This window comes from Arthrobacter sp. SLBN-83, assembly GCF_006715285.1.
GTDB lineage: Bacteria > Actinomycetota > Actinomycetes > Actinomycetales > Micrococcaceae > Arthrobacter.
The window spans coordinates 455,737-479,558 of record NZ_VFMX01000001.1 but is presented as its reverse complement, the minus strand read 5'-3'; the positions used below and the strand labels follow the sequence as shown (position 1 = coordinate 479,558).

The window sequence follows — 23,822 nt, the reverse complement described above, 5'->3', positions numbered from 1 at the left end:
GGCGGCGCAAACGCGCAGCCCCTCCTGCTGTTGGTGCCGAGATGGTCAGGCAGGGTTCAAGGACGCCGCCAGGGCCGCGTCAGCGTCCTTCAGGACCTTCGCGGCAACCTTAAGCCCCTCGATCCGTCCAAGGGAGACGTCCTCGTGCTCGATGTTGACCAGCATGTTGGGATCCACGTCGTGCAGTGCGCGCAGGAACTCGGTCCAGTACGCAGTGTCATGGCCGCGCCCCAGAGCCACGAAATCCCAAGCGGAGTCCTTGGGCCATTCATTCACCCATTCGTCGCCGCCGAGGTTGGTGCGGTTTTCATCCGGGGAAAGGCGGCGGAAGCTGTTGTCCAGTACGCCGTACAGGGCCGCGTTGCCGGCGTTGATCCGGACGTCTTTGGCCGCGGCCTGGAAGACGAGGGGCCCGAGTTCGCGCACCACGGCCACCGGGTCCATTTGTTGCCAGAACAGGTGCGAAGCGTCCAATTCGACCCCAACGTGGGTGGCGCCGGTGAGTTCGATGAGTTTACGGACGTCGGCGGTGTTGAACACAATGTTTTGGGGATGGAGTTCCAGGGCCACTTTCACCCCGTTGTCTGCCGCAAGGCGGTCCGTTTCCCGCCAAAACTTTGCCGCAATTTCCCACTGATAATCCAGTACGTCAAGGGCTGCTGAGTTCCAAGCGTTGACCACCCAGTTCACCACGGCTGCACCTGGTTCGCCGCCCGGGAGGCCTGACATGGTGATCACCCGGTCCTGGCCAAGGCGCTGGGCCAAACGGATGGAGCGGCGGATGTCCTCGGCATGCTTGCCGCCAATTTCGGGCCTGGGGTGCAGCGGATTGCCGTTGCAGTTCAGGCCGGCGATCGACACCCCGGTGCCCTCGAAAATCGCAAGGAAGTCGTCCCGGGCTGCGTCGCTTTCGAGGATCTGATCCATGTTTGGAACGTGCACGGGCGGCAGGAAGCCACCCGTGTTGATCTCGATGCCCGTCAACCCCAGATCCGCAATAACCTTCAAGGCTTCAGGGAGGGGACGGTCGTGGAGGATCGCGTTGTAGACGCCGAGTTTCATGCCAATACCTTCTTCTGTTGTTTAGCGCCGACTCCGCCTGCTTTAGAGCGCTCTAATCGGAACTACTCAAAGAGTAGGTATGTGCGTATGTCCTGTCAATAGGGCTATGCGTTTGCGCCTGGATGGTCGCATAAGGGATGGCTGAAGCAGTGGTTCAGCCAATCGCCCAGGCGGCTGGTGGCTCCCGTCAGGGTGCTGTATGCAGCTTGGGGAGCGCGTCCACCAGCGGCGCCAGCTCCGGGATGGCCGTGGCCTCATTGAGGGCACGTTCCAAGGTGGCGTCGTGGACCGGCCGCGCTTCCGCCAGCAAACTGCTCCCGCTGGAGGTCAACTCCGTGTAAATCCCGCGGCGGTCGTCGTCGCACAGGATCCTGGTCAGCAGGCCCCGGTCCTCCAGCCGGTTTACCAGGCGCGTGGTGGCGCTCGGGCTCAGCGCGGTAGCGCGGGCCAACTGCTGCATCCGCATGTGCCATCCGTCCTGCCGGCTGAGGGCGTCAAGGACCGTGTACTCAACCACGGAGAGCTTTGACTCTGCCTGGAGGGAGCGTTCCAGTTCGTTTTCGATCAGCCCGTGCAGGGCCGCCAGGGTACGCCAGCCCTGCGCGCGGACCTCGACGGCGTCGTCCTTGATGCCCATGCTTGCTCCTTCGTGGATGGATGATGATGCCGCCACCGTTGCGGCGCACCGATATAGTTGCTTGCGCGGCATATTTGCATATGCAACAATAAATACCGCGCCTGCAACTATCTATCTTAGGCGCCTTCCTATCTGGGGGACAATCACACCTACAGCTCAAAGGAGCATTCGCATGCCTGTTGGCCTGATAGCACTCGCCCTGGGCGGGTTTGGCATAGGACTTACTGAATTCGTCATCGCCGGCCTGCTTCCGCAGGTGGCAGCCGACTTCGGCGTCAGTGAGGCGTCGGCCGGCTGGTTCATCTCCGGCTACGCGCTCTCTGTCGTCGTGGGAGCGCTGGGGCTGACCGCCGCCGTGACGCGGTTCCCACGCAAACCCGTGCTGGCTGCCCTGCTGGTCCTGTTCATCGCAGGAAACCTGCTCTCCGCGACGGCCGACGGGTACTGGCCCATGATGCTGGGCCGCGTCATCGCCGCCCTTTCACATGGCGCCTTTTTCGGGATCGGTGCCGTGGTGGCGGCGGGAATGGTCCCGGCGAGCAAGAAGGCCGGTGCCATCGCGCTGATGTTCACCGGTTTGACCGCGGCCAACGTTCTGGGTGTGCCCTTCGGCACGCTGCTGGGCCAGGCCGCAGGGTGGCGTGCCACCTTCTGGGCCATCACCATCATTGGCCTGGCCGCGCTCGCCGGCATCCTGGCGCTTGTCCCCAGGTCCGCTGGTGAAACGGAAGAAGCAGGCAGCCTCCGCTCCGAACTCCGTGCCTTCCGCTCCGGGCAGGTATGGCTGTCCATCGTCGTTACCATCCTGGGCTTCGGCGGGATGTTCGGCGCGTTCACCTACATCGCCTACACACTGACGGAGGTGTCGGGCTTCGATGCCTCCACGGTGCCGTGGCTGCTCATTCTCTTCGGCGTGGGCCTCTTTGCCGGCAACACCCTGGGCGGTAAGGCCGCCGACCGCAATGTGGACCGGACGCTCCTGGTGGTGCTCGCCGCGCTGACCGTGGTGCTGGTGTCCTTCGCCCTCACGGCCGCCAATCCCGTCCTGACCGGCATCTCTTTGGTACTGATGGGGGGCTTTGGCTTTGCCACCGTTCCGGGCCTGCAGATGCGCGTGATGAAGTACGCCGCAGGGGCTCCCACCCTCGCCTCCGGCGCCAATATCGGTGCCTTCAACGTGGGCAACGCCCTGGGCGCCTGGCTGGGCGGCGTCACCATCACCGCCGGATTCGGCTACACCTCGCCCATCTGGGCCGGTGCGGCGATCACCCTCGCGGGCCTGGCTGTCATGACGTTCGCAGCCGCCGGCGCCAAACGGAGCAAGCGGGGCGGGCGGCATGAACGGGCGCAGGTCCAGGCAGCAGAAGAGCTGGTAAGCCGCTAGGCGTCCGGGTCGGAGGACCGCCGCACCATCAGGGCCGGCTCCAGTTTCCGGGTGACGGCCGGCCCCGCGGCACCGGCAATCCGGTCCAGCATGGTTTGGGCTGCGAGCCGCCCCAGTTCCTGCGCGTGCTGGTCGATCGACGTCAGGCCAATCAGGGGCGAGGCTCCCAGCTCGATATTGTCGCAGCCAACGATCGCCATGTCGCCCGGGACGGACACGCCGCGGGACGCCAAGGCCTCCATGATGCCGATGGCCGTAAGGTCGTTGTGCGCAAAGACTGCCGTGGGGAGGGTGGCGCCGGAGTCCAGGAACTGTTCCATCACAGCCCGGCCGCCGCGTTCGGTCATGTCGCTGTGGACCAGCTGCGGCTCCAAGGCGAACTGGCGCATGGCGTGGAGGTAGCCCTCCCTGCGTTCGGTGTAGGGGAGCCAGTCGGAGATGTCGAAGTGCGCGATCCGCCGGTGCCCCAGCTGGTACAGGTGCTCCACGGCGAGTGCGCCGGAACGGAAGTCGTCGGTCAAAACGGAATCAACGCCGTCGACCTCCATCTCCCGGGTGATGACGACGGCGGGCGTACCGCGCAGGGCCCCTGCCAGTTCCGCCGAGGTGCCGGTGTAGCCGGCCAGCAGCACGCCGTCCACGCGCAGGTCCACGAAAGAGCGGACGGCCTCGAGTTCCGTCCCGGGATCGGCGGAGCCGACGGCGACCATCACCTGGTTGCCGCTGCCGGCCAGGCCCTCGGTCAGGCCGTCGTAGATGTCAGCGAAGACCGAGTTGTGCAGGTCCAGGAAGAGGACCCCCAGCGTATTGGTCCGGTGGCTGGCCAGGCGGCTGGCGAGCCTGTTGGGGGAGTAGCCCAGGGCGGCGGCGCTTTCCAGCACCGCCGTCCGTTTGGCAGGGGAAACGTTTGGGGAATCGCGCATCACCAAGGACACTAAGGCGCGGCTCACGCCGGCCTCGCGTGCCACGTCCTCCATGGTCACCGATCGCGGTGAAGGGGAAGTCTGTCTCACAGGACTCCACTATGCCAGCCTGCCGTGGGCTGTCCGCGCAACCCGCGGTCAGGAGCCGAACGGCAGCCGCGGATCGATGTCCTGGTTCTCCCAGGTCTGCCGCACCCAGCCGTGGTGTGGGTCGTCGCTGATGAGCCACTCGCGCACGGGCCCGGGGCCTGCCATCACGTTCAAGTAGTACATGTCGTAGCCCGGTGCCGCCATCGCGGGGCCATGCCAGCCATAGGGGACCAGGACGACGTCACCGGTGCGCACCTCGGCCGCGACGTCGATGGGGCGCTCGTCCGAGGCGTAGACGCGCTGGTAGCCCATGGCGTCCGCGTCGGCCGGTGCGCCGGAGCCCGAAGCCACCTGCGTCTCGAAGTAGTAGATCTCCTCGAGGGAGGTCTCGCCGTCCTTCTCCTCATCATGCTTGTGCGGAGGGTAGGAGGACCAGTTCCCGGCAGGCGTGAGGACTTCGCAGACGATGAACCGGTCGGCTTCCAGGGCGGCCGGAGTGCCGAAGTTGTGGACCTGGCGCGAGCAGTTGCCCGCGCCGCGCAGTTCCACCGGGGTTTCGGCGGCGGACACCAGACGGGTGGGGTAGGACGCTTTCGCCGGCGCGGTGGCCACGGCGACGCGTCCGCCGTCCGCTGAACTGATGCCCACGGCGCGCCCGGTGCCGGAGTACAGCACGTCACTTGGGCCCGAGAATACTGAGGCGCGGCCTTCCAGCGGGTAGTCCGTTCCGTCGACGGTCACGGTGAACGACCCGTTGAGGGGAACCACAATGCGTTCCTCGTCCGCGGCGGGAAGTTCGACGGCGGCACCCGCGGCCAGGGTGGCCACCTTCAGTCCCGTATGGGCCCAGCCTTCAACGCTGAGGGAGGAATCGGAGGTTCCGATCGAGATGTCCCATTTGCCGTCGGCTGCGGTGCCCAGGGGGTAGACCCAGTTGGTCATGGAGTTGGCTCCTTGGATTATCGCTGTACGAGTGTCATTTCAAAGCTGTAGGAATCGGCGCGGTACACGTGGTGGCCGGTTTCAACCCGGCGGCCGGTATCGTCGACGGCGGTGCGTTCCATGGTGACCAGCGCAGATCCAGCCGCGGTGTCCAGCATGCAGGCCTGGTAGTCATCGGCGGTCTTGGCACCGATGCGCTGGTTGGCCAGCCGGAAGTTCACGCCGCCACGGCGAAGGATGGAGTAGAGGCCTTCGGCCTGCAGCATGGCCTCATCCATGTCGGCAATGTCGTCGCGCACCCAGTTCTCCATGAGGGCCAGTGGCTTGCCGCCTACCTTGCGGAGCCGGGTGAAGTGGTACACCTTGGAGCCAGCGGGCAACTGCAGGGTGGCGATGGTGGCGTCATCGGCCTCCACATGCGAGAAACTCAGGACCTCTGTGGTGGGCTTCTTCCCGTTGTTCGTGAGGTCGTCATAGAGGCTGGACAGCTCCAGCGGGCGGCGCACCTGGCTGGAAACCACCTGAGTGCCTACACCCCGCTTGCGTACCAGCAGTCCGGAGCGGACAAGTTCGTCCATGGCCTTGCGCATGGTGGGCCGGGACAGGTTGAGCTGGGCTGCCAGGTCGATCTCGTTGTCCAAGCGGCTGCCGGGCTCCAGCGCCCCACTGTAGATTGCCGCTTCGATGCCCTGGACCACCTGGTGGTACAAGGGCACGGGGGAGGAGCGGTCGATGCTGAGTCCCAGGTTGTTCGCCACGGTGCGTTCCCTCGTCTTCGGTGGATGCGCGCCGTCCGGTCAGGACAGGGCGCCTGCAGGCACTTTGCCGCTATATGTTCGCTTGATAGGACATACTTCCTTCCTTGATCGTAGCAGGCGCGCAGGGAGGGTCAAGGGTGGAGGTGCTGCGCCGCCGGAACACGCTGCCAATTTTTATTGTGCTGACATTAAGACTTTCTATTGACGCGGCGCATTAGAGCGCTCTAAAGTCGGTGGCACGCATCACATTCCTGACCGGTCCTCCGGTCCCCGAGAGAATTTGAGAGGCAACAATGCTGTTGCAGAAACAAACCCAGAGCCCGTCCGGCACCCAGCGTCGCGGTTACCTCGCCCGGCTCACTGTCATCTCCACCCTGGGCGGCCTGCTCTTCGGGTACGACACCGGCGTCATCTCCGGCGCCCTGCTGTACATGAACGACTCGCTCAACATGACCGCCGTCGAGGAAGCAACCGTGGTGAGCGCACTGCTGTTCCCCGGTGCCGCCGTCGGCGCCCTCACCGGCGGCCGCATGGCAGACAAGCTGGGCCGCCGCGGCTCCCTGCTTGTTTGCGCCCTCCTGTTCCTGCTCGGCGCCATGGGCTGCGCGCTCGCACCGAACGTGACCTTCATGATTGCCGCCCGCATTGTGCTCGGCCTGGGCGTGGGCGCTGCCGCCGTGACCTGCCCGCTGTACCTGGCGGAAATGGCGCCGGCCCACCTTCGTGGCCGCATGGTGACCATCAACGAGCTCATGATCGTCACCGGCCAGATGCTCGCGTTTGCCATCAACGCCCTCCTGGACGCCCTGATCCACGACAACGAGGTCTGGCGCTCCATGCTGGGCATCGCCTCCGTTCCCGCCCTGGCGCTGCTGGCAGGCATGCTGATGCTTCCGGAGTCACCCCGCTGGTACGCCATCCGTGGCCGGCTTGAGGACAGCCGCCGCGTCCTGAACCTCAGCCGCAGCCCGCAGGAGGCAGCCGCCGAGTTCGAGGAAATCGCACTGGCTGCCCGCACTGCCAAGGAGGAACGCGGCCACGCCCTCCGCGACCTGAAGAACAACCCCTGGATGCGCCGCCTGCTCTGGATCGGCATCGGCCTGGCCGTTGTCCAGCAGGCCACCGGCATCAACACCGTCAACTACTACGCCCCAACCATCCTGGAAAAGAGCGGACTTGGCGTCAGCGCGTCGCTCGTGGCCACCATCGGCGTCGGTGTCACCTCCGTGCTGATGACCATCCTGGGCATTTGGCTGCTTGGCTTCGTGGGCCGCCGCAGGATGCTGATCATCGGCTTCTCCGGTGTAGTGGGCTCGCAGGCGCTGCTGGCCATCGTCTTCCTCCTGCCGCAGTCGGACCTGGCCAGCTACACCATCCTGGCAGCCATGATGCTGTTCGTGGCCTTCGTCCAGTGCTTCATCGGCACCTGCGTCTGGCTCCTGCTGTCCGAGATGTTCCCGCTGGCGATCCGCGGCTTCGCCATGGGCATCGCGGTCTTCGCCCTCTGGACAGTCAACGCCGCCATCTCCTTCCTGTTCCCCATCGTGGTCAACGCGCTGGGCTCCACCGGCACCTTCGGCCTGTTCGTCCTGGTCAACCTGGCGTCCCTGGCCTTCGTGGCCAAGTTCGTCCCGGAAACCAAGGGCCATTCGCTCGAGGACCTCGAAGCGCACTTCCGCGACGGTGAAAAGGTCACCGCCTGACCACGCCCCTTCCCGGCGCCACCCGCCACAGCATCGCGGGGCCGGACCAGGCCTTTCCGGTAGACACCGGATAGGCCTGGTCCGGCTCCGCGTTTGCGTTGGGTGGCTAGGCTGGCTTCATGACGTGGACCACGGGGCAACAGCCATGAACTTCGCCGGAAGCCTTGGTCCCCGCCCGCGTAACCTCGAGGTCCAGGACCTGGCCAGCTTCGACCGCCTGGTGGCCGGCGGCGCCGTCAACCTGCACGGCTGGCATGCGCAGTCGCTGGACCTGCGGGGCCGCTCCGCCGCACTGAAAAGCGTGAGCGTCGAGGGTGCGATGTTCCTGGGCTGCATCTTCGACGACGGCATGGAGGGCTACCTCCGGAGCCGCGGGGCCTTGATTTTTCCCAGGCTGGAAGGTGTCCCGTTCGATCCCTACCGGGCCGCCCTGTATTCCCCGGCTGAGCTGTATGCCGGGCTGGCGACGTCCCCCTATGAAGATGTTCCGGACGCCCGCATCTACCACTGGAGCATCCAGCCCGGCCAGCGGCACCGCGTGGACTCAACCCTGGCCTCTGCCCTGCACGACCATGCCATCGGGGACGCGCTGGATGAGCTGACCCGCTCCGGGACATGGACCCGCCGCTCCATCGTGGGCGTCATGGGCGGCCACGCAGCGCCGCGCGGCAGCCGGGAGTTCGCCGAGGCTGCCCGGCTGGGGAGGCTGCTGGCCCTCGAAGGCCATTCTGTGGCCACCGGCGGCGGACCGGGTGCCATGGAGGCGGCCAACATGGGGGCGTACCTGAGCCAGGCGTCCGACGGCGACGTGCAGGCGGCCCTGGCCACGCTTGCCGCTGTTCCCGGGTTCCGTCCCTCGGTGTCGGGGTGGGCGCGTGCGGCCGCGGCCGTCGTCGAACGCCATCCGGGCGGGACGCCGTCACTTGGCATCCCCACCTGGTTTTACGGGCACGAGCCGCCCAACTACTTTGCCACGCACATCGCCAAATACTTTGCCAACGCCATCCGCGAGGCCATCCTGCTGGAACTGTGCCACGGCGGGATTGTCTTCCTGCCGGGAGCAGCCGGCACTGTCCAGGAGATCTTCCAGGACGCCTGTGAAAACTACTACGGAGCCCGCGAGAAGGTGGCGCCGATGGTCCTGGTGGGGCGGCAGCACTGGGAGCAGGAGTACCCGGCGTGGCCCATGTTGCGCAGCCTTGCGGCCGGCCGGGCCATGGCGGACTACATCCACCTGGTGGACACGGTGGACGAAGCAGTGGAGGTCCTCCGGGAACGCTGAACGTTGCCGAAAGACCTCCACAAAAAGCCGCTGACTGCTGCTAGCCCACGGCGGTGCCGAACAGCAGGCCCAGCAGGTACGTGATGGCAGCCGCGCCCAGGCCGATGGCCAGCTGGCGCAGGCCGCGGGTCAGTGGGGACGTGCCGGACAGCAGGCCGACGGCGGCACCGGTCGCCAGGAGTGAAATGCCCACCAGGGCACCTGCGACAACGAGGGCCGCGACGCCGGTCATGCCGAACAGGAACGGCAGGATGGGGATGATGGCGCCGGAGGCGAAGAAGCAGAAACTGGACAACGCGGCCCCCCAGGCAGTGCCCACTGCCTCGTGCCGGTCCTCTTCCTCCGCGAGTTCCGGCTGCAGGGACAGGCTGGGATCGCAGTCGCAGGACAGCTGGCCCGTGCGCTCAGCAACCCGGTGTTCCGCCGCTTCCCGCGACATCCCGCGGGCCAGGTACACCAGGAGGAGTTCGTTGTTTTCAAGGTCCAGCTTGGGTGCCGCCGCCAGGGTGATCTGCGTTGGCCGGGTGGCGGCCAGCAGTTCGCGCTGGGAGCGGACGGAGATGAATTCCCCTGCGCCCATGGACATGGCGCCGGCCAGGAGTCCGGCGATGCCGCTGAGCAGCACCACGCTGCTGGCAACGCCGGACGCGGCCATGCCCATCACCAGGGACAGGTTGCTGACCAGGCCGTCGTTCGCACCGAAAACCGCGGCCCGGAACGTGCCGGCCAGGCGGTTGCGGCCGCGCGTTGCCAGGCCACGGACCACTTCCTCGTGGATCTGTTCATCGGCGGCCATGGCGGGCGTGGCGTTGGGGTCCTTGGCGTAAGGGGAGCGGCCCTCCGCGCGCTGGGCAAGGGCCAGCACGAACACGGAGCCGAAGTGCCTGGCCAGGAATCCCAGGAACCGGCTTCGCGCCGAGGCCCGCCGGGGCTTGCCGGCGTGCTCACCGAGCAGGGCCAGCCAGTGTGCTTCGTGCCGGCCTTCGGCCTCGGCCAGGGCCAGGAGGATGGCGCGCTCTTCCCCCTCACGGTTCTGGGCGAGGTCACGGTAGACGGCGGCTTCGGCGCGCTCGTCGGCAAGGTACTGGCGCCACCTCTTGATGTTCGACGGCGAGGGCTGGGCTTGCACGGTGGTGGAGGCCTCCTGGGGCATGGCATGGGAACTGGATTGGGCGTGCTGCGGCACTGGTACTCCTGGGCTGGAAAGGGCATGTCGTCGCGCCTTTGCCCTGCCAGCCTACTGCGGATTTCCGCGGTTTTTTGGCTGGCAAACCTCGCTGGAAAGTTTCGGTTTGCCTTAAAACCCAGGCCCCCGGTGCCGGTCTTCCGGGCCGTTTCCCTGGGCCAAGGCCGCTATTGACCTGTCCGCCCGGCCGGTGCTGTGATGAAGGTGTGGCGCAGGCTGCGCCCTCCTGAAAGAGCACGTCAGGCGAACCTACGGAGGTTGAATCATGAGCACCACCGGACAGCACCCGGACATGCCGCACCTGGACGCCGTGGAAGCGGACCCCGCCTACGATTACGCCGAGGATGCACCGGTAGACGATGCGGACTGGGACGCGGAGGACGCGATGATTGATGAGGAAGAACCGGTGGTCCAGCCGCCGCCGGTGGTCATCGACGCAGAGGACCGCGAGGTCCCGCTGGATGACGACGAGCCCCGCGACACAGAGAGCTAGGAAACAGGGGAGCAGGACTTACGACGGCGGCACCTCCCTTCGCTTTACCGCGAAGGGAGGTGCCGCCGTCGTGCGTTATACGTTTTTGCCTTTGAGGGTCAGCGTCCGGCGAGGACTTCCTCCGGGGCGTCTTCGGGTTCCTGCCCGGAGACCCGTCGCTGCCAGGCCTGCATGACGGCGGGGTCCGTGGGCCGGGTGAGCAGTGATGCCGCGATGTAGACAACGGCTGAAGCAATCAGGCCGTAGTAGATGGGCTCGTTGGCATAGACGCCGTCAAGCGGTGCCTTGGCGTTGATTTCCAGGATGATCATGGTTCCCAAAGTCACCACGGAACCGACCGCCATGGATGCCGCGGCGGCCAGGCCAGTGCCGCGCTTCCACACGAGGCCGCCCAGGATGGCAACCAGGAGCCCGCCCACCAGGATGTCGTAGGCGATGGTCAGCGCCGCCACCACGTCCTTGGTGATGATGGCGATGACGATGGCCACGATCCCCAGGGCGAGGACCCACATGCGGTTGGCCTTGACGTCGTGCTCAGGGTTCTCGGTGTCGCCGGTGTTGACCTTCTTGCCGAACCACCCGGCCACGAAAGGCAGGACGTCGGCGCGGGCAACGGTGGCGGCGGCGATAAGGGCGCCGGACGCAGTGGACATCATGGCGGCGACGGCGGCTGCCAGTACCAGTCCGCCGATGCCGATGGGAAGGATGTTTTGCGCAACTTCCGCGTAGACATCGTCCTTGGCAGCGATTTTCACGCCGGACAGGGCCACGTTGGCGGCCATGCCGATCAGTGCACCGGCCACGCCGTAGAGGATGCAGTAGATGCCGGCCGTGGCCCCGCCCCACCGGGCCACCTTGGGCGTCTTGGCGGTGAATACGCGCTGCCAGATGTCCTGGCCGATCAGGAGGCCCAGGGTGTAAACGACGAAGTAGGTGATGATCGTCTGGACGCCGATGCCATCAATCTGGAAGAAGCTGGCGTCGACGCGGCTGCGGATGCCGTCCAGGCCGCCGGCGGCATTCAGGGTGAACGGGAGCATCAGGAAGAAGATGCCCACGGTCTTGATGACGAACTGCACCTGGTCCGCCAGGGTGATGGACCACATGCCGCCGATGGTGGAATACACCAGCACGATGGCGCCGCCGATGGCAATGGCCAGCGCCCGGTCCAGGCCGAACAGCACCACGAAGATGGTGGCGTAGGCGCCGGTGGAGGTGGCGCAAAGCATCAGCGTGTAGGCGAGCATGACGATGCCCGAGGCTTCCGTTGCCCTGCTCCCGTAGCGGAGGGTGAGCATCTGGGACACCGTGTAGATCTTCAGCTTCTGGATGGTTCCTGCGAAGAGCAGGCTCAGCAGGAGGACGCCGGCGCCGATGGCCACCACCAGCCACATGCCGGAGATGCCGAACTTGTAGCCAAGTCCCACGCCGCCAACGGTGGAGGCTCCGCCGAGGACGACGGCGGCCATGGTTCCCGTGTAGAGGAAAGGCCCGAGGCGGCGGCCGGCGACCAGGAAGTCGCTGTTGTTCCTGGTGCGGGACTTACCCCACCAGCCGAAGGCCAGCATTGCGAGAAGATACACCACCACGATGGCGATGTTGATGGCACTTGCATCCATAGATGGCTCCTTGGAGCTGTTGGGCGCCGGGTGTGGGACCGGGGCCGACGGCGCCCGGAACCGCCGCGGACGAACGGAAACGGCTCCTGATATTGCCCTATAGGCAACAGGAGTTTCCACAGACTAGAGTGTGACGGCGGCAACAGTCAAGGAGGGGAGTGACTGCGGATCGCCCGTGTGGCGCCGGTGCGTCACAAAAGCGGCGGCCACTAGTATGGCTCGAGAGCGGAGCCGGGCTGCCGGCCATGAAAGGTTCGTAGATGAAGGCACTGCCAGTTGAGCCCAGCAACGTCCCGGTTGCCATCGGCTCCAGGATCCGGGCCGCCCGGCAGTCCCAGCGGCTCACCATCGAGCAGGTAGCCGACGCCACCGGGCTCACCAAGGGTTTCCTGAGCCGGGTGGAGCGGGACCTGACCTCTCCCTCTGTCGCGTCCCTGGTGACGCTGTGCCAGGTGCTGTCCATCTCCATTGGTGATCTTTTCGCTGCACCGGAAACCCACCTGACCAAGCGGAACGACGGCCCGCGGATCTCGCTGGGCGGCCAGGGCATCGTGGAACGTCTCCTGACCGCCCGTTCGGAACGCCGGGTCCAGATCATCCAGGCGGTCATCGAGCCCCATGGCCGCGGCGAGTCCGAGCTCTACGCCGTGGACTGCGACGTGGATGTGCTGCACGTGGTCAAGGGGTCCATCAAGCTGATCCTGACCAATGAGGAATACGACCTCAACACCGGTGATACCGTCACCTTCCCGGGCCGCGAGCCCCACACCTGGGTCAACCCCACGGACGAGCCGGTCGAGGTGCTCTGGGTCCTGGTCCCCGCGGCTAGCCGGTAGCCCTTCCTTGGGCTGTGCATTCCTGCCCGGTTGCCTCTGGTTGCCCGGATGTGACTGCGCCTCCATTCCCGGGATTCCGCCGGGCGCAGTTTGTGGGGATAGAAGTAACTGGGCAGCATTGCACGGTCACCGGTTCGGATTACGTGGTCCTGCCGCCCGGACTGTCTTGATTTCCGATATCACCCTGCTGGGATCGAACCAGATATGCTCCGGCATGTAGCGAAGGACGGTGTAGCCGCTGACGGCGGATGCGTTATTTCGCTCCCGGTCGCGGAGCATGTCCCCCCGCTTCGAGTGGAACGCGAAGCCGTCGATCTCCACAATCAGGAAGCCGTCCAGTAGAAAGTCCACCCGCCCGATCCCGGGCAGGAAGACTTGGGTTTCGAAGTCGATTCCGTTGGCGCGGAACAGGTGCTGTGCATCCACTTCCACGATCGATTCCGCACGCACGTCGAGTTCCCGCAGGAGGCGGAGCGCGGGTCCGGACCGGTCGGCCAGGAGCTGGGACGCGAGCAGTTCGCGCGGTACGCCGTGCAATCTGATAGCTGAAGTGGCCATCGCGGTGGAGGCTGGAGCCGGCAGGCAGCCCAATGCATGAAGCGCCACGTCTTCGACTGCGGCCAGCGGTTGGAATGGATGACCCTGGAATCGAACGGTGCGATGCCGGACGAAGCCACCGCCGTGGCCATGGTTACAGGCGAGGTGAAGTCGGTCGGGAGGTCTGCGCAGCCAGAGTCCGTAGTGGGCGGCAGCGCTGGCACAGCTCAGCCTCCCGTTGTTCAAGACTGCTGCGAGGAGGCCTTCGTCGCAGCCGGGCAGAACGAAGACGCCGCGCCTGGGCTGGGTGGCACCGAGCCCTGTGAGCCGTAAGAGTTCCCGGCGCGGGAACCCTGCGTCCAGGAGTTGGCCGGAACGGGCAACGCCGCCGGATTGCTTCAGGTATTCGAGGATGTCCACCGCATCATTTGAGACCGTGTGAGGCAAGGCCTGGAACCGGACGCCGGCCCTATGTGCACAACCCGGCGGGGCGCAGTCTGCATTCCCGCCCAGTTGCTTTCCCGGCGGCTCGGGTTGCTTTGCCACAAAACCTGGTGATTCGCGCAGAGAACGAATAACGGAGTCGGCCCGACCAGGGAGTAGCTGGGCAGGAGTGCTCCACCCCGCTACCCGGAAGGTAAACAACTGGTGCTCCAAGGAAAACAAGCGTGTATGATGGCAGTCACAGAAGTCCCTCAACTCCTCGAAGGAGAGGCCTCCATTGGAAGAGCTGCGCATTGAAGCCAACGGCAACCTTGGCCCCATCGATTCATCCCGGATTCCCCGCTATGCCGGAGCTGCCACTTATGCCCGCCTCCCGCGCCTGGACCAGGTGGACAAGGCTGACGTCACGGTAGTCGGCGTCCCCTTCGACTCGGGTGTTTCCTATCGTCCGGGAGCGCGCTTTGGCGCAAACCACGTCCGGGAAGCGAGCCGTCTGCTGCGCCCCTACAACCCTGCCTGGGATGTCAGCCCGTTCGAGAACATCCAGGTGGCCGACGCCGGGGACATGGCCGTCAATCCGTTCAACATCAACGAGGCAATTGAGACCATCCAGCAGAACGCGCTGGACCTGACTGCGGCCGGCAGCAAGCTGCTGACCCTGGGCGGGGACCACACCATCGCCCTGCCGCTGCTGCGTGCCGCCGCCGAGCGGGCCGGCGAACCTGTTGCCATGCTCCACTTCGACGCCCACCTGGACACCTGGGACACCTACTTCGGCGCCGAATACACCCACGGGACGCCCTTCCGCCGTGCGGTGGAGGAAGGCATCCTGGACACCGAGGCTATAAGCCACATCGGCACCCGGGGTCCGCTCTACGGCAAGAAGGATCTCGACGACGACCACCGCTTTGGGTTCGGCATCGTCACCTCCGCGGACGTCTACTACCAGGGCGTGCTGGAGACGGTGGCCAAGGTCCGCGACCGGATCGGCAGCCGCCCGCTCTACATCTCGGTGGACATTGACGTCCTGGATCCGGCCCATGCGCCCGGTACCGGCACCCCCGAGGCCGGCGGCATCACCAGCCGGGAACTCCTGGAGATCATCCGGGGCTTCCGCGGCATGAACCTGGTGGGCGCCGACGTCGTCGAAGTCTCTCCTGCGTACGACCACGCCGAGATCACCGGCGTTGCCGCCAGTCATGTGGCGTATGAACTGGTGACCCTCATGGCGGACAATGCCGCACCCGGAAACCGTTTCGGTGCGGACACCGGATACGCGGCCCAGGCTCTTGGCCAGGAAGCCCGCCGCCCCGCCGGTTTCGCCGCCGCCGCCAAGGAGTAGGGCCGTGGCAGAACAGGACGTCCCCGTCCCCGCACGGGGGAGCGGGGTTCGCAACGGCGGGGACCTCGTCGTCGAGACCCTTGAAGCGCTGGGCGCCAAGACGGTTTTCGGCATCCCGGGCCAGCATGCCCTGGGGCTCTTTGACGCCATGGGCCGCGGCAACCTGCACTTTGTCTCCTCCCGGGTGGAGAACAACAGTGCCTTTGCCGCGGACGGATACTCCCGCGCCACCGGCGAAGTGGGCGTGCTGTTCCTGTCCACCGGCCCGGGGGCGCTGACCTCGCTGGCCGGCCTGCAGGAGGCCTACGCTACGGGGGTGCCCATGGTGGTAGTGGCCAGCCAGATTCCCCTGGAGGGCTTGGGTGCGCGGCGCAAGGGCATGCTGCACCAGCTCGATGACCAGAAGGCATCCGCGGCCAACGTCACCAAGAGCCAGCGGCTGATCCAGCATGCGTCGGGCATTCCGTCCGCCATCCAGGACGCCTGGACCGAGGCCATCTCCTCGCCGCAGGGGCCGGTGTGGCTGGAGATCCCGCAAAACGTGCTGCTGGACCCGATCATGGTCCCGCCGGTGGAGGATGCCCTGGCCGAAGCGGCGGACAACCCGCCCCGCATTGAGCTGGTGCGCGAGGCCGTGAAGTGGCTGGAAACAGCAAAACGCCCGGCCATCATTGCCGGCGGCGGGACGCGTCGCGGCAAAGCGGAGAAGTCGCTGCTCTCGATCGCCGAGAAGCTGCGCGCGCCGGTGATCTGCACCCCCGGCGGCAACGGCGCGTTCCCCTGGAACCACGAGCTGTCGCTGCAGTCCTGGATCGAGGACCGGTACATGACCGACCTCCTCGAGGACGCGGACGTCCTGGTGGTGATCGGGTCCTCCCTGGGCGAAGTCACCTCCAACTATTTCACCTTCGAGCCGCGGGGCAGGATCATCCAGATCGACGCCGAGCCGCGCGTGCTGGAGTCTAACCGGCCGGGTTTGGGCATCCGTGCCGACGCCGGCCAGGCACTCGCGGCCATTGATGAGGCGCTCGACCCCGGCAGGACCGGGACGCCGGACTGGCATGGGAGCACTCCGGAAGAGCTGGTCGCGAAGTCACTCGCCCAGGTCCGGGCACGGCTGGAATCACAGGACCTGACCAAGGAACTGAAGTTCATGGCGGATATCCGCGAAGCCGTGCCGGCGGACATGCAGACCTTCTGGGACATGACCATTGCCGCGTACTGGGGATGGTCCTGCTGGGATGCCCGGCAGGGGCAGTTCCACTCTGCTCAGGGCGCCGGCGGCCTGGGCTATGCCTTTCCCGGAGCTATCGGCGCAGCCGTTGGACTGGAAACGCTCGGCAAGCCTGCCCGGGTGCTCGCAGTCTCCGGCGACGGCTCGTCCATGTACTCCATCGCCGAGCTTGCCACCGCTAAGCAGCACAACGTGCCGGTCACCTGGCTGATCGTGGACGACGGCGGCTACGGCATCCTGCGCGAGTACATGGTGGGTGCGTTCGGCAAAGCCACGGCCACCGAACTTGCCCGGCCGGACTTCGTGAAGCTCGCGGAATCCTTCGGCGTGCCCGCCACCCGGGTGGCCCCGGAGGACGTGGGGGAGGCGCTCAGGGCGGGATTCGCCGCGGATGGACCCAACGTCGTCGTGGTTGAAACCCTCCTGAGGATGTTCAGCCCCACCCACCTGGGCGACTGACCATACCCTTTCGTTCTGGAGCTCCCTCACTTCCTGCTGGAAGTGGGGGAGCTTCTGCTTAACCTTCCTCGCGCACAACTTCGTTTCCCTAAGCAACCTTTTTCTGATACAGTTGCTTGCAGCAACTAATTCTTTTAGGGAGGATCATGTCTGTCGCACCGGCCACTGCAGCCGACCTCGTCAGCCATATCTATGACCTCCAGCGCGCGCTGCGCTGCGTCACCATGGTTAACGTCAAAGGCCAGGACACCGGCATCGCCCTGCAGGGCGTGCTCAAGTTCATTGGCGAGGGGGAGACCCGGGCCGCGCACCTGGCTGAACGCCTGGGGGTCAGTCCGCCGGTGCTCAGCCGGCACGTGGCCGAGCTTGCGGACGCGGGCCTGGTGGTGCGCACCCAGGACCCGGACGACGGCCGGGCCCAACTGCTGGCGCTTTCCCCGCGCGGGAAGGAGAAGCTGGCAGAGCTGGTGCGGCACCGGGCGGAAACCCTGCAGGCCTACCTCTCCGACTGGAACGAGGATGACGCAGCCGCAACAGCCGCGATGCTGAACAAGCTCACCACATCCCTGAAGAATTCCATCCGGGCAAGGGCGGCCGGAACCACCAACGAACAGAAAACGCAGGAGTCCATTAATGGCTAACGTCACCGCCGCCGCGGACCAGGAGCAGGAGCGCCAGCGCCAGCGCACCGCTAAACAGGAATCGCGGCAATCCAAACGCCACGAGCCGGGCGCGCCCATGAACCACCGGCAGATCATGGAGGCCCTGACCGGCCTCCTCGCTGCCTTCTTCACCGCGATCCTCAGCAGCACCATCGTGGCCAACGCGCTGCCCACCATCATGTCCGAGCTCAAGGGCACTCAGACGGACTTCGCATGGGTCATCACGGCGGCGCTGCTGGCCAACGCAGCCACCACCCCCATCTGGGGCAAGCTCGCCGACCTCTTCGACAAGAAGATCCTGGTCCAGCTGAGCATCGTGATCTTCGTTGCCGGCTCGGTCATGGCAGGTTTCTCCGAAAGCATCCCGTTCCTGCTCACCGCCCGCGTGATCCAGGGCATCGCCATGGGTGGCCTCACCGCCCTGGCCCAAGCCATCATCGGCTCCATCATTCCGCCGCGTGAACGCGGCAAGTACTCCGGCTACATGGGCGCCGTGATGGCTGTCGGCACCGCCGGCGGCCCGCTGCTCGGCGGCTTCATCGTGGACAGCGCACTTGGCTGGCGCTGGACGTTCTTCGTCTGCGTGCCGCTCGCCGTCGTCGCCCTGATCCTGCTCCAGATCACGCTGAAGGTCCCGCACATCAAGCGCCCCGCCAAGATCGACTGGTTCGGTGCCATCCTGCTGACCAGCGGCGTGAGCCTGCTCCTGATCTGGGTTTCCTTCGCCGGCAACCCCGACTACTACGACTGGTGGTCCTGGCAGACCCTGGTGATGGTGGGCGGCGGCGTCCTCCTGCTGGCACTGCTGGTGCTGGTGGAGTCCAAGGTCTCCGCACCGATCATCCCGCTCAAGATCATCTCCGAGCGCACCACCGCCCTGGCCATCGTCGCTTCCGTGGCTGTCGGCATCGCAATGTTCGGTTCCTCCACCTTCCTGGGCCAGTACTACCAGGTGGCCCGTGGCGCCACGCCCACCGAGGCCGGCCTGCTCACCCTGCCCATGATCGCCGGCAACCTGGTCGGTTCGGTGGTCTCCGGCCAGCTCATCAGCCGCTACGGCAAGTGGAAGCGGTTCCTGATTGGCGGCAGCATCCTGCTGATCGGCGGCCTGGCCATGGCCGGAACCCTGACCCACACCACCGAACTCTGGCAGGCCGGCATCTACACCGCAGTCTTCGGCGTCGGCCTGGGCATGCTCATGCAGAACCTGGTCCTTGCGGTGCAGAACACCGTCCGCGCCACGGACATCGGTTCGGCCAGTGCGTCCGTCGCCTTCTTCCGCTCCTTCGGCGGTGCCATCGGCGTGTCCGTCCTGGGTGCCGTCATGTCCAACCACGTCAAGGACCTTGCTACCGAGGGCCTTGCCAAGCTGGGCATCCAGACTTCGGGCGACGGCGGCGGTGCCAGCCTGGACCTCAAGGACCTGCCCGCCCCGATCGCCGACGTCATGCGCGCCGCCTACGGTGACGCCACCGCCGCGATCTTCATGATCTCCGCCGTGGTGGCCGTTGTTGCGCTGATCGCCGTCATCTTCATCAAGGAGGTGCCGCTCCGCAAGACCGTGGACATCGCCCCCGAGAAGGCACTTGAGGCCAACGCCGCCGGTGAAGCGGGCATGACCGCCACCATGACCGGGCAGCTTCCCGTGGTCTCCGCCGAGGCCCCGGACCGGGACATCCCCGGAGGGGCGGGCATCGCCACGCGGAGTGCAGCACGGGCAGGCTCCGCCCCCGCCAAAAGGTACGACGGCGGTGCTGCCGCAGCCGCCGCAGCATCCGGCCGGGTGGCCACGGAGGACTTCGAGGAAGTCTTCGCCCGGAACTTCAGCTCCGAGAGCCTTGACCTGCCGTCCGCAGACAAGGCGGAGAAGGTAGCCGACGCCATCGCCAGTGCCGCCGCCACCCTGCAGAAGCTGCAGGAAACCCAGCACCTGCTGGCCCGCCAGCAGGCAGCACTGGGCAACATGCTGCTGGACGTCCAGGAACAGCACCGTTCCCAGCAGGAGCTGGCAGCCAAGCAGGCCGCCACCACGGCAGAGCTCAGCAGGCTGCAGCGCAAGTTCCTGAAGGAACGCAAAATCCAGGCAGCAGCCGCACTCTACCTGGCCGGCCACGGCAGGCACAGCGCCGCCGCCCCGCTGGACGCACCGTCCACCGGTGCCGGTTCTGAACCGGGCCAAGGACAGTAAGGCCAGGGACAGCAGCGGGGACGGCATCCCTTCCCCGCCGAGGCTAAAGCCACGGCAACTTCAAGGCCGCAGCCCGCACCCGGAAGACCTCCGGGAGCGGGCTGCGGCTTTCCTGCGTGCTGCCCCGCTCTACGCCCTTTTCAGCAGGCTTTTCACGGTTGAAAAGTTGCCGTCGAGAGGCCCCAATGTCGGTGCCCATCACTAGAGTTGAGTCCATGCTCCTCACCCTCATTCGGCGCTACTCCAAACCGTATTTGCCATACATCCTGGCTGTCGTCATTTTCCAGCTCGCGGCCACCATCGCTGCGCTGTACCTGCCCAGCCTCAACGCCCAAATCATCGACCAGGGCGTGGCACGCGGAGACACCGATTTCATCTGGCGCACCGGCGCGGTGATGCTCCTGGTGGCCTTCGCCCAGGTAGCCGCGGCCATCGCCGGCGTGTACTTCGGCTCCAGGACTGCCATGGCGGTGGGCCGGGACCTGCGCCATGCGGTGTTCCGCAAGGTCACCAGCTTCTCCGCCAAGGATGTCAACGCGTTCGGCGCGCCCACGCTGATCACCCGGGGCACCAACGATGTCCAGCAGGTGCAGATGCTCCTCCTCATGGGGCTGAACTTCATGGTTGCCACCCCCATCATGTGCATCGGCGGGATCATCATGGCGCTGCGCGAGGACATCAACCTGTCCTGGCTGGTCTGGGTTTCCGTTCCCCTGCTGGCCGTGGTGGTGGGCTACCTGGTGGTCCGGCTCATGCCGCTGTTCCGCTCCATGCAGCGGAAGATCGACCGGATCAACGCCGTGCTGCGCGAGCAGATTATCGGCATCCGCGTTGTCCGGGCCTTCGTGCGTGAGCCGTTTGAGACCGAACGGTTCGGCGCGGCCAACAAGGAACTCACCGACGTCTCGCTGCGCATCGGCGCCCTCTTCGTCCTGATGTTCCCGGCCATCAGCATGATCCTGCACCTGTCCACGGCAGCGGTGCTCTGGTTTGGCGGCCAGCGGGTTGATGCCGGCGCCATGCAGGTGGGCTCGCTCACCGCGTTCCTGCAGTACCTGCTGCAGATCCTGATGGCAGTCATGATGGGCACCTTCATGGCCATGATGATCCCGCGCGCCTCCGTCTGTGCCGACCGCATCGGCGAGGTGCTCGGCGTTGAACCCTCCATCCACGACCCCCAGCAGCCGCAGGCTCCGGCCTCGCTCACCGGGGTGGTGGAGTACCGCAACGTCACCTTCGCCTACCCGGGCGCCGAGTCCCCGGTGCTCAGCAACATAAGCTTCACGGCACGTCCCGGGCAGACCATCGCCATCATCGGGTCCACGGGCGCCGGCAAGACCTCCCTGTTGTCCCTCCTGCCGCGGCTGTACGACCCAGTGGAAGGACGGGTGCTGCTGGACGGCGTCCCGGTGGACAAGCTGGACCGCGCCGAGATCACCAAAAGGGTTGCCCTGGTGCCGCAGCGTCCGTACCTGTTCTCAGGCACCATCGAACACAACCTCCGGTTCGGCAAGACCGAGGCAACAGACCAGGAACTGTGGGATGCCCTCCGGGTAGCCCAGGGTGAGTCCTTTGTCCGCGAGAAGAAGAACGGCCTGGACGCAAGGATTTCCCAGGGCGGCACCAACGTCTCAGGCGGTCAGCGCCAGCGCCTCTGCATAGCACGCGCGCTCGTGACAAAACCCCGTGTCTACCTCTTTGACGACTCGTTCTCCGCCCTGGACGTGGCCACTGACGCCCGGCTCCGTACCGCCCTGAAGGGCATCACCAGGGATGCCACCGTCATCATTGTGGCCCAGCGGATCTCCACCATCACCGAGGCCGACCAGATTTTGGTGCTGGACAACGGACGCATCGTGGACCGTGGCACGCACGAGGAACTCCTGGAAACCTCGCCCACCTACCAGGAAATTGTCGAATCCCAGCTGAGTGTGGAGGAAGTGGCATGAGCCCCCGCAAGAGAGACTCCACCGCTGTCGAAGAGACAGCCCCTGCATCCACCGTGGCTGCCGGCGCGGGGCCCGGAGATGACGACGATTTCCTTGAGGAGGAGTTCACCCCCTCCGAGGCGGACGGGGACATGTTCGGCGGTATGCCCGCCAAGAAGGCCGAGCACTTCTGGCCATCCGCCAAACGGCTGATGGGCCTGCTGAAGCCGGAAGCCCTGGGCATCTATGCCGTGGTGGGCCTGGTGGTGGTCTCCGCGGTCCTCAACGTCATTGCGCCCAAGATCCTGGGCCAGGCCATGGACGTCATCTTCGCCGGAGTGGTGGGAAAGCAGCTGCCGGCGGGAGCCAGCAAGGAACAGTTCGTAGCCGGGCTGCGCCAGCAGGGCCAGGACAACTTCGCCGACATGGTGTCCCGCATGGAGCTGGTGCCGGGCACCGGCATCAATTTCGACAAGCTCACCACGCTCATCGCCATCGTCCTGCTGATGTACTTCGTGGCGAATATCTTCATGTGGCTGCAGGGCTACGTCCTGAACCGTATCGTCATGAAGGTTATCCGCCGCCTGCGTGACGACACCGAGAACAAGCTGAACCGCCTGCCGTTGAACTACTTCGATACGCGGCAGCGCGGCGACGTGCTGTCGCGGGTGACCAACGACGTCGACAACATCCAGCAGGCCCTCCAGCAGGCGTTCGCGCAGCTGGTCAATTCCGTGCTGACCGTGCTGGGCATCGTGATCATGATGTTCATCGTCTCCTGGCAGCTTGCCTTGATCGCCCTGATCGCCCTCCCGTTGTCCGGGGTGGCAGCAGGCCTGATCGGAGCCCGGAGCCAGAAACTCTTCGCCGCCCAGTGGAAGAACACCGGATCGCTGAACGGCCAGATCGAGGAGTCCTTCTCCGGGCATGACCTGGTCCGCGTCTTCGGCCGCGACGCCGACATGCTGGCACGGTTCGAGGAACGCAACGAGGCACTCTACAAGGCAAGCTTCGGCGCGCAGTTCGTCTCCGGGATCATCTTCCCCGTCATGCAGTTCGTGTCCTACCTCAGCTACGTGGGCATCGCGGTGGTGGGTGGCCTCCGCGTGGCATCCGGCGCCATGTCACTGGGTGACGCCACCGCGTTCATCCAGTACTCCCGCGAGTTCACCCAGCCGCTGGGCCAGATGGCGGGCATGGCCAACATGCTTCAGTCCGGCGTGGCGTCCTCGGAGCGCGTTTTCGAGTTCCTCGACGCCGATGAACAGGACGCCGAAACCGCCATCGAACACCTTCCGGCCAAGACGGACGGCCACGTGGACTTCCGGAACGTCACCTTCAGCTACACCCCGGACAAGCCGCTCATCGAGAATCTGTCCTTCACGGCAGAGCCTGGCAATACCGTGGCCATCGTCGGACCCACGGGAGCCGGCAAGACCACCCTGGTGAACCTGGTGATGCGCTTCTACGAGCTCAACTCGGGCTCCATAATGCTGGACGGCGTGGATGTCACCCACCTGAGCCGCTCCGAGCTGCGCTCCAAGGTGGGCATGGTGCTTCAGGACGCATGGCTCTTTGGCGGGTCCATCTACGACAACATCCGCTACGGCAACCTCAACGCCACCGAGGACCAGGTGATCGCAGCTGCCAAGGCCACCTTCGTGGACCGCTTCGTCCGTGCCCTGCCGGAGGGCTACGACACCGTGATCGACGAAGAAGGCAACAACGTCAGCGCCGGTGAAAAGCAGCTGATCACCATCGCCCGCGCCTTCGTGGCCAACCCCTCGCTGCTGATCCTTGATGAGGCCACCAGCTCCGTGGATACCCGCACCGAGCTGCTGGTGCAAAAGGCCATGGCGGCGCTGCGTTCGGACCGGACCAGCTTTGTGATCGCACACCGGCTTTCGACCATCCGCGATGCCGATACGATCCTGGTCATGGAAAACGGACAAATCGTGGAACAGGGCAACCACCAGGTGCTGCTCGCCGCAGGCGGGGCCTACCACCGCCTTTACATGTCGCAGTTCGCGGGTGCGGACGCCGGGGAAACGGCAGTGGATGATTCGACGGCGGTGCGCAGCTGAGCGCGCACGGTGGCCAGCGCATCGAGGTC

At 65.8% G+C, this 23,822-nt stretch carries 19 protein-coding genes; 11 read left to right on the top strand and 8 right to left on the bottom strand.

Annotated elements, in window-relative coordinates; translation table 11 throughout:
- Window positions 1-45: 45 nt before the first annotated feature.
- Together FBY30_RS02120 and FBY30_RS02115 are read right to left on the bottom strand one after the other, a co-directional pair.
- Window positions 46-1,062: a sugar phosphate isomerase/epimerase family protein gene (locus FBY30_RS02120; RefSeq protein WP_142130983.1), complete on the bottom strand. Its 1,017-nt coding sequence runs from the start codon at window positions 1,060-1,062 to the stop codon at window positions 46-48.
- Between the two features lie 187 nt (window positions 1,063-1,249).
- A complete protein-coding gene (locus FBY30_RS02115) occupies window positions 1,250-1,699 on the bottom strand; it encodes a MarR family winged helix-turn-helix transcriptional regulator (RefSeq protein WP_142130982.1) in 450 nt (149 codons plus the stop codon).
- A 172-nt stretch (window positions 1,700-1,871) separates the two neighbouring features.
- Here FBY30_RS02115 and FBY30_RS02110 point away from each other — a divergent pair, with 172 nt between their 5' ends.
- Entirely contained in the window at window positions 1,872-3,083 is a 1,212-nt protein-coding gene (locus FBY30_RS02110) for an MFS transporter (protein WP_142130981.1), read from the top strand.
- Here FBY30_RS02110 and FBY30_RS02105 read toward each other — a convergent pair.
- The 3 genes from FBY30_RS02105 to FBY30_RS02095 are packed head-to-tail and all read right to left on the bottom strand — an operon-like array spanning window position 3,080 to window position 5,796.
- Complete coding sequence (locus FBY30_RS02105; RefSeq protein ID WP_142130979.1) at window positions 3,080-4,096, bottom strand: LacI family DNA-binding transcriptional regulator; 1,017 nt, start codon at window positions 4,094-4,096, stop codon at window positions 3,080-3,082. The genes FBY30_RS02110 and FBY30_RS02105 overlap by 4 nt on opposite strands.
- A 48-nt stretch (window positions 4,097-4,144) precedes the next feature.
- Window positions 4,145-5,038, bottom strand: a complete 894-nt coding sequence (iolB, locus tag FBY30_RS02100) for a 5-deoxy-glucuronate isomerase (protein ID WP_142130977.1) — start codon at window positions 5,036-5,038, stop codon at window positions 4,145-4,147.
- 17 nt (window positions 5,039-5,055) lie between these two features.
- Window positions 5,056-5,796 carry a GntR family transcriptional regulator gene (locus FBY30_RS02095; RefSeq protein ID WP_142130976.1) on the bottom strand — a complete coding sequence of 247 codons (741 nt, stop codon included), beginning with the start codon at window positions 5,794-5,796 and terminating at the stop codon, window positions 5,056-5,058.
- A gap of 293 nt (window positions 5,797-6,089) precedes the next feature.
- Here FBY30_RS02095 and FBY30_RS02090 point away from each other — a divergent pair, with 293 nt between their 5' ends.
- On the top strand, window positions 6,090-7,499 hold the full coding sequence (locus FBY30_RS02090) for a sugar porter family MFS transporter (RefSeq protein WP_142130974.1): 1,410 nt from the start codon (window positions 6,090-6,092) through the stop codon (window positions 7,497-7,499).
- 145 nt (window positions 7,500-7,644) lie between these two features.
- Window positions 7,645-8,781 carry an LOG family protein gene (locus tag FBY30_RS02085; protein ID WP_142130973.1) on the top strand — a complete coding sequence of 379 codons (1,137 nt, stop codon included), beginning with the start codon at window positions 7,645-7,647 and terminating at the stop codon, window positions 8,779-8,781.
- Between the two features lie 40 nt (window positions 8,782-8,821).
- On the opposite strand, the gene FBY30_RS02080 is transcribed toward FBY30_RS02085, so the two are convergent.
- Window positions 8,822-9,967 carry a VIT1/CCC1 transporter family protein gene (locus tag FBY30_RS02080; RefSeq protein WP_142130971.1) on the bottom strand — a complete coding sequence of 382 codons (1,146 nt, stop codon included), beginning with the start codon at window positions 9,965-9,967 and terminating at the stop codon, window positions 8,822-8,824.
- A gap of 265 nt (window positions 9,968-10,232) precedes the next feature.
- Between FBY30_RS02080 and FBY30_RS02075 the strand changes: the two genes are divergently transcribed.
- Complete coding sequence (locus tag FBY30_RS02075) at window positions 10,233-10,460, top strand: hypothetical protein (protein WP_142130969.1); 228 nt, start codon at window positions 10,233-10,235, stop codon at window positions 10,458-10,460.
- Between the two features lie 98 nt (window positions 10,461-10,558).
- Here the strand turns inward: FBY30_RS02075 and FBY30_RS02070 are convergent, their stop codons facing one another.
- Window positions 10,559-12,079 carry a sodium:solute symporter gene (locus FBY30_RS02070; RefSeq protein ID WP_142130967.1) on the bottom strand — a complete coding sequence of 507 codons (1,521 nt, stop codon included), beginning with the start codon at window positions 12,077-12,079 and terminating at the stop codon, window positions 10,559-10,561.
- A gap of 260 nt (window positions 12,080-12,339) precedes the next feature.
- On the opposite strand from FBY30_RS02070, the gene FBY30_RS02065 reads away from it, so the two are divergent.
- Entirely contained in the window at window positions 12,340-12,915 is a 576-nt protein-coding gene (locus tag FBY30_RS02065) for a helix-turn-helix domain-containing protein (RefSeq protein WP_142130966.1), read from the top strand.
- Window positions 12,916-13,041: 126 nt separating this feature from the next.
- On the opposite strand, the gene FBY30_RS20910 is transcribed toward FBY30_RS02065, so the two are convergent.
- Complete coding sequence (locus FBY30_RS20910; protein ID WP_235009305.1) at window positions 13,042-13,473, bottom strand: endonuclease domain-containing protein; 432 nt, start codon at window positions 13,471-13,473, stop codon at window positions 13,042-13,044.
- A gap of 700 nt (window positions 13,474-14,173) precedes the next feature.
- On the opposite strand from FBY30_RS20910, the gene speB reads away from it, so the two are divergent.
- The 6 genes from speB (at window position 14,174) to FBY30_RS02030 (ending at window position 23,793) form a co-directional block, all read left to right on the top strand.
- Entirely contained in the window at window positions 14,174-15,238 is a 1,065-nt protein-coding gene (gene speB / locus FBY30_RS02055; RefSeq protein WP_142130962.1) for an agmatinase, read from the top strand.
- A gap of 4 nt (window positions 15,239-15,242) precedes the next feature.
- Window positions 15,243-16,931 (top strand): thiamine pyrophosphate-binding protein, encoded by a 1,689-nt coding sequence (locus FBY30_RS02050; RefSeq protein WP_142130961.1) that lies wholly within the window; start codon window positions 15,243-15,245, stop codon window positions 16,929-16,931.
- Between the two features lie 146 nt (window positions 16,932-17,077).
- Entirely contained in the window at window positions 17,078-17,572 is a 495-nt protein-coding gene (locus FBY30_RS02045; RefSeq protein WP_142130959.1) for a MarR family winged helix-turn-helix transcriptional regulator, read from the top strand.
- Window positions 17,565-19,781: an MDR family MFS transporter gene (locus tag FBY30_RS02040; protein WP_142130957.1), complete on the top strand. Its 2,217-nt coding sequence runs from the start codon at window positions 17,565-17,567 to the stop codon at window positions 19,779-19,781. Before FBY30_RS02045 ends, FBY30_RS02040 begins: the two co-directional genes overlap by 8 nt.
- Window positions 19,782-19,996: 215 nt before the next feature.
- Window positions 19,997-21,730, top strand: a complete 1,734-nt coding sequence (locus tag FBY30_RS02035) for an ABC transporter ATP-binding protein (protein ID WP_142130956.1) — start codon at window positions 19,997-19,999, stop codon at window positions 21,728-21,730.
- On the top strand, window positions 21,727-23,793 hold the full coding sequence (locus FBY30_RS02030; RefSeq protein ID WP_142130955.1) for an ABC transporter ATP-binding protein: 2,067 nt from the start codon (window positions 21,727-21,729) through the stop codon (window positions 23,791-23,793). Before FBY30_RS02035 ends, FBY30_RS02030 begins: the two co-directional genes overlap by 4 nt.
- The last annotated feature ends 29 nt before the right edge of the window (window positions 23,794-23,822 follow it).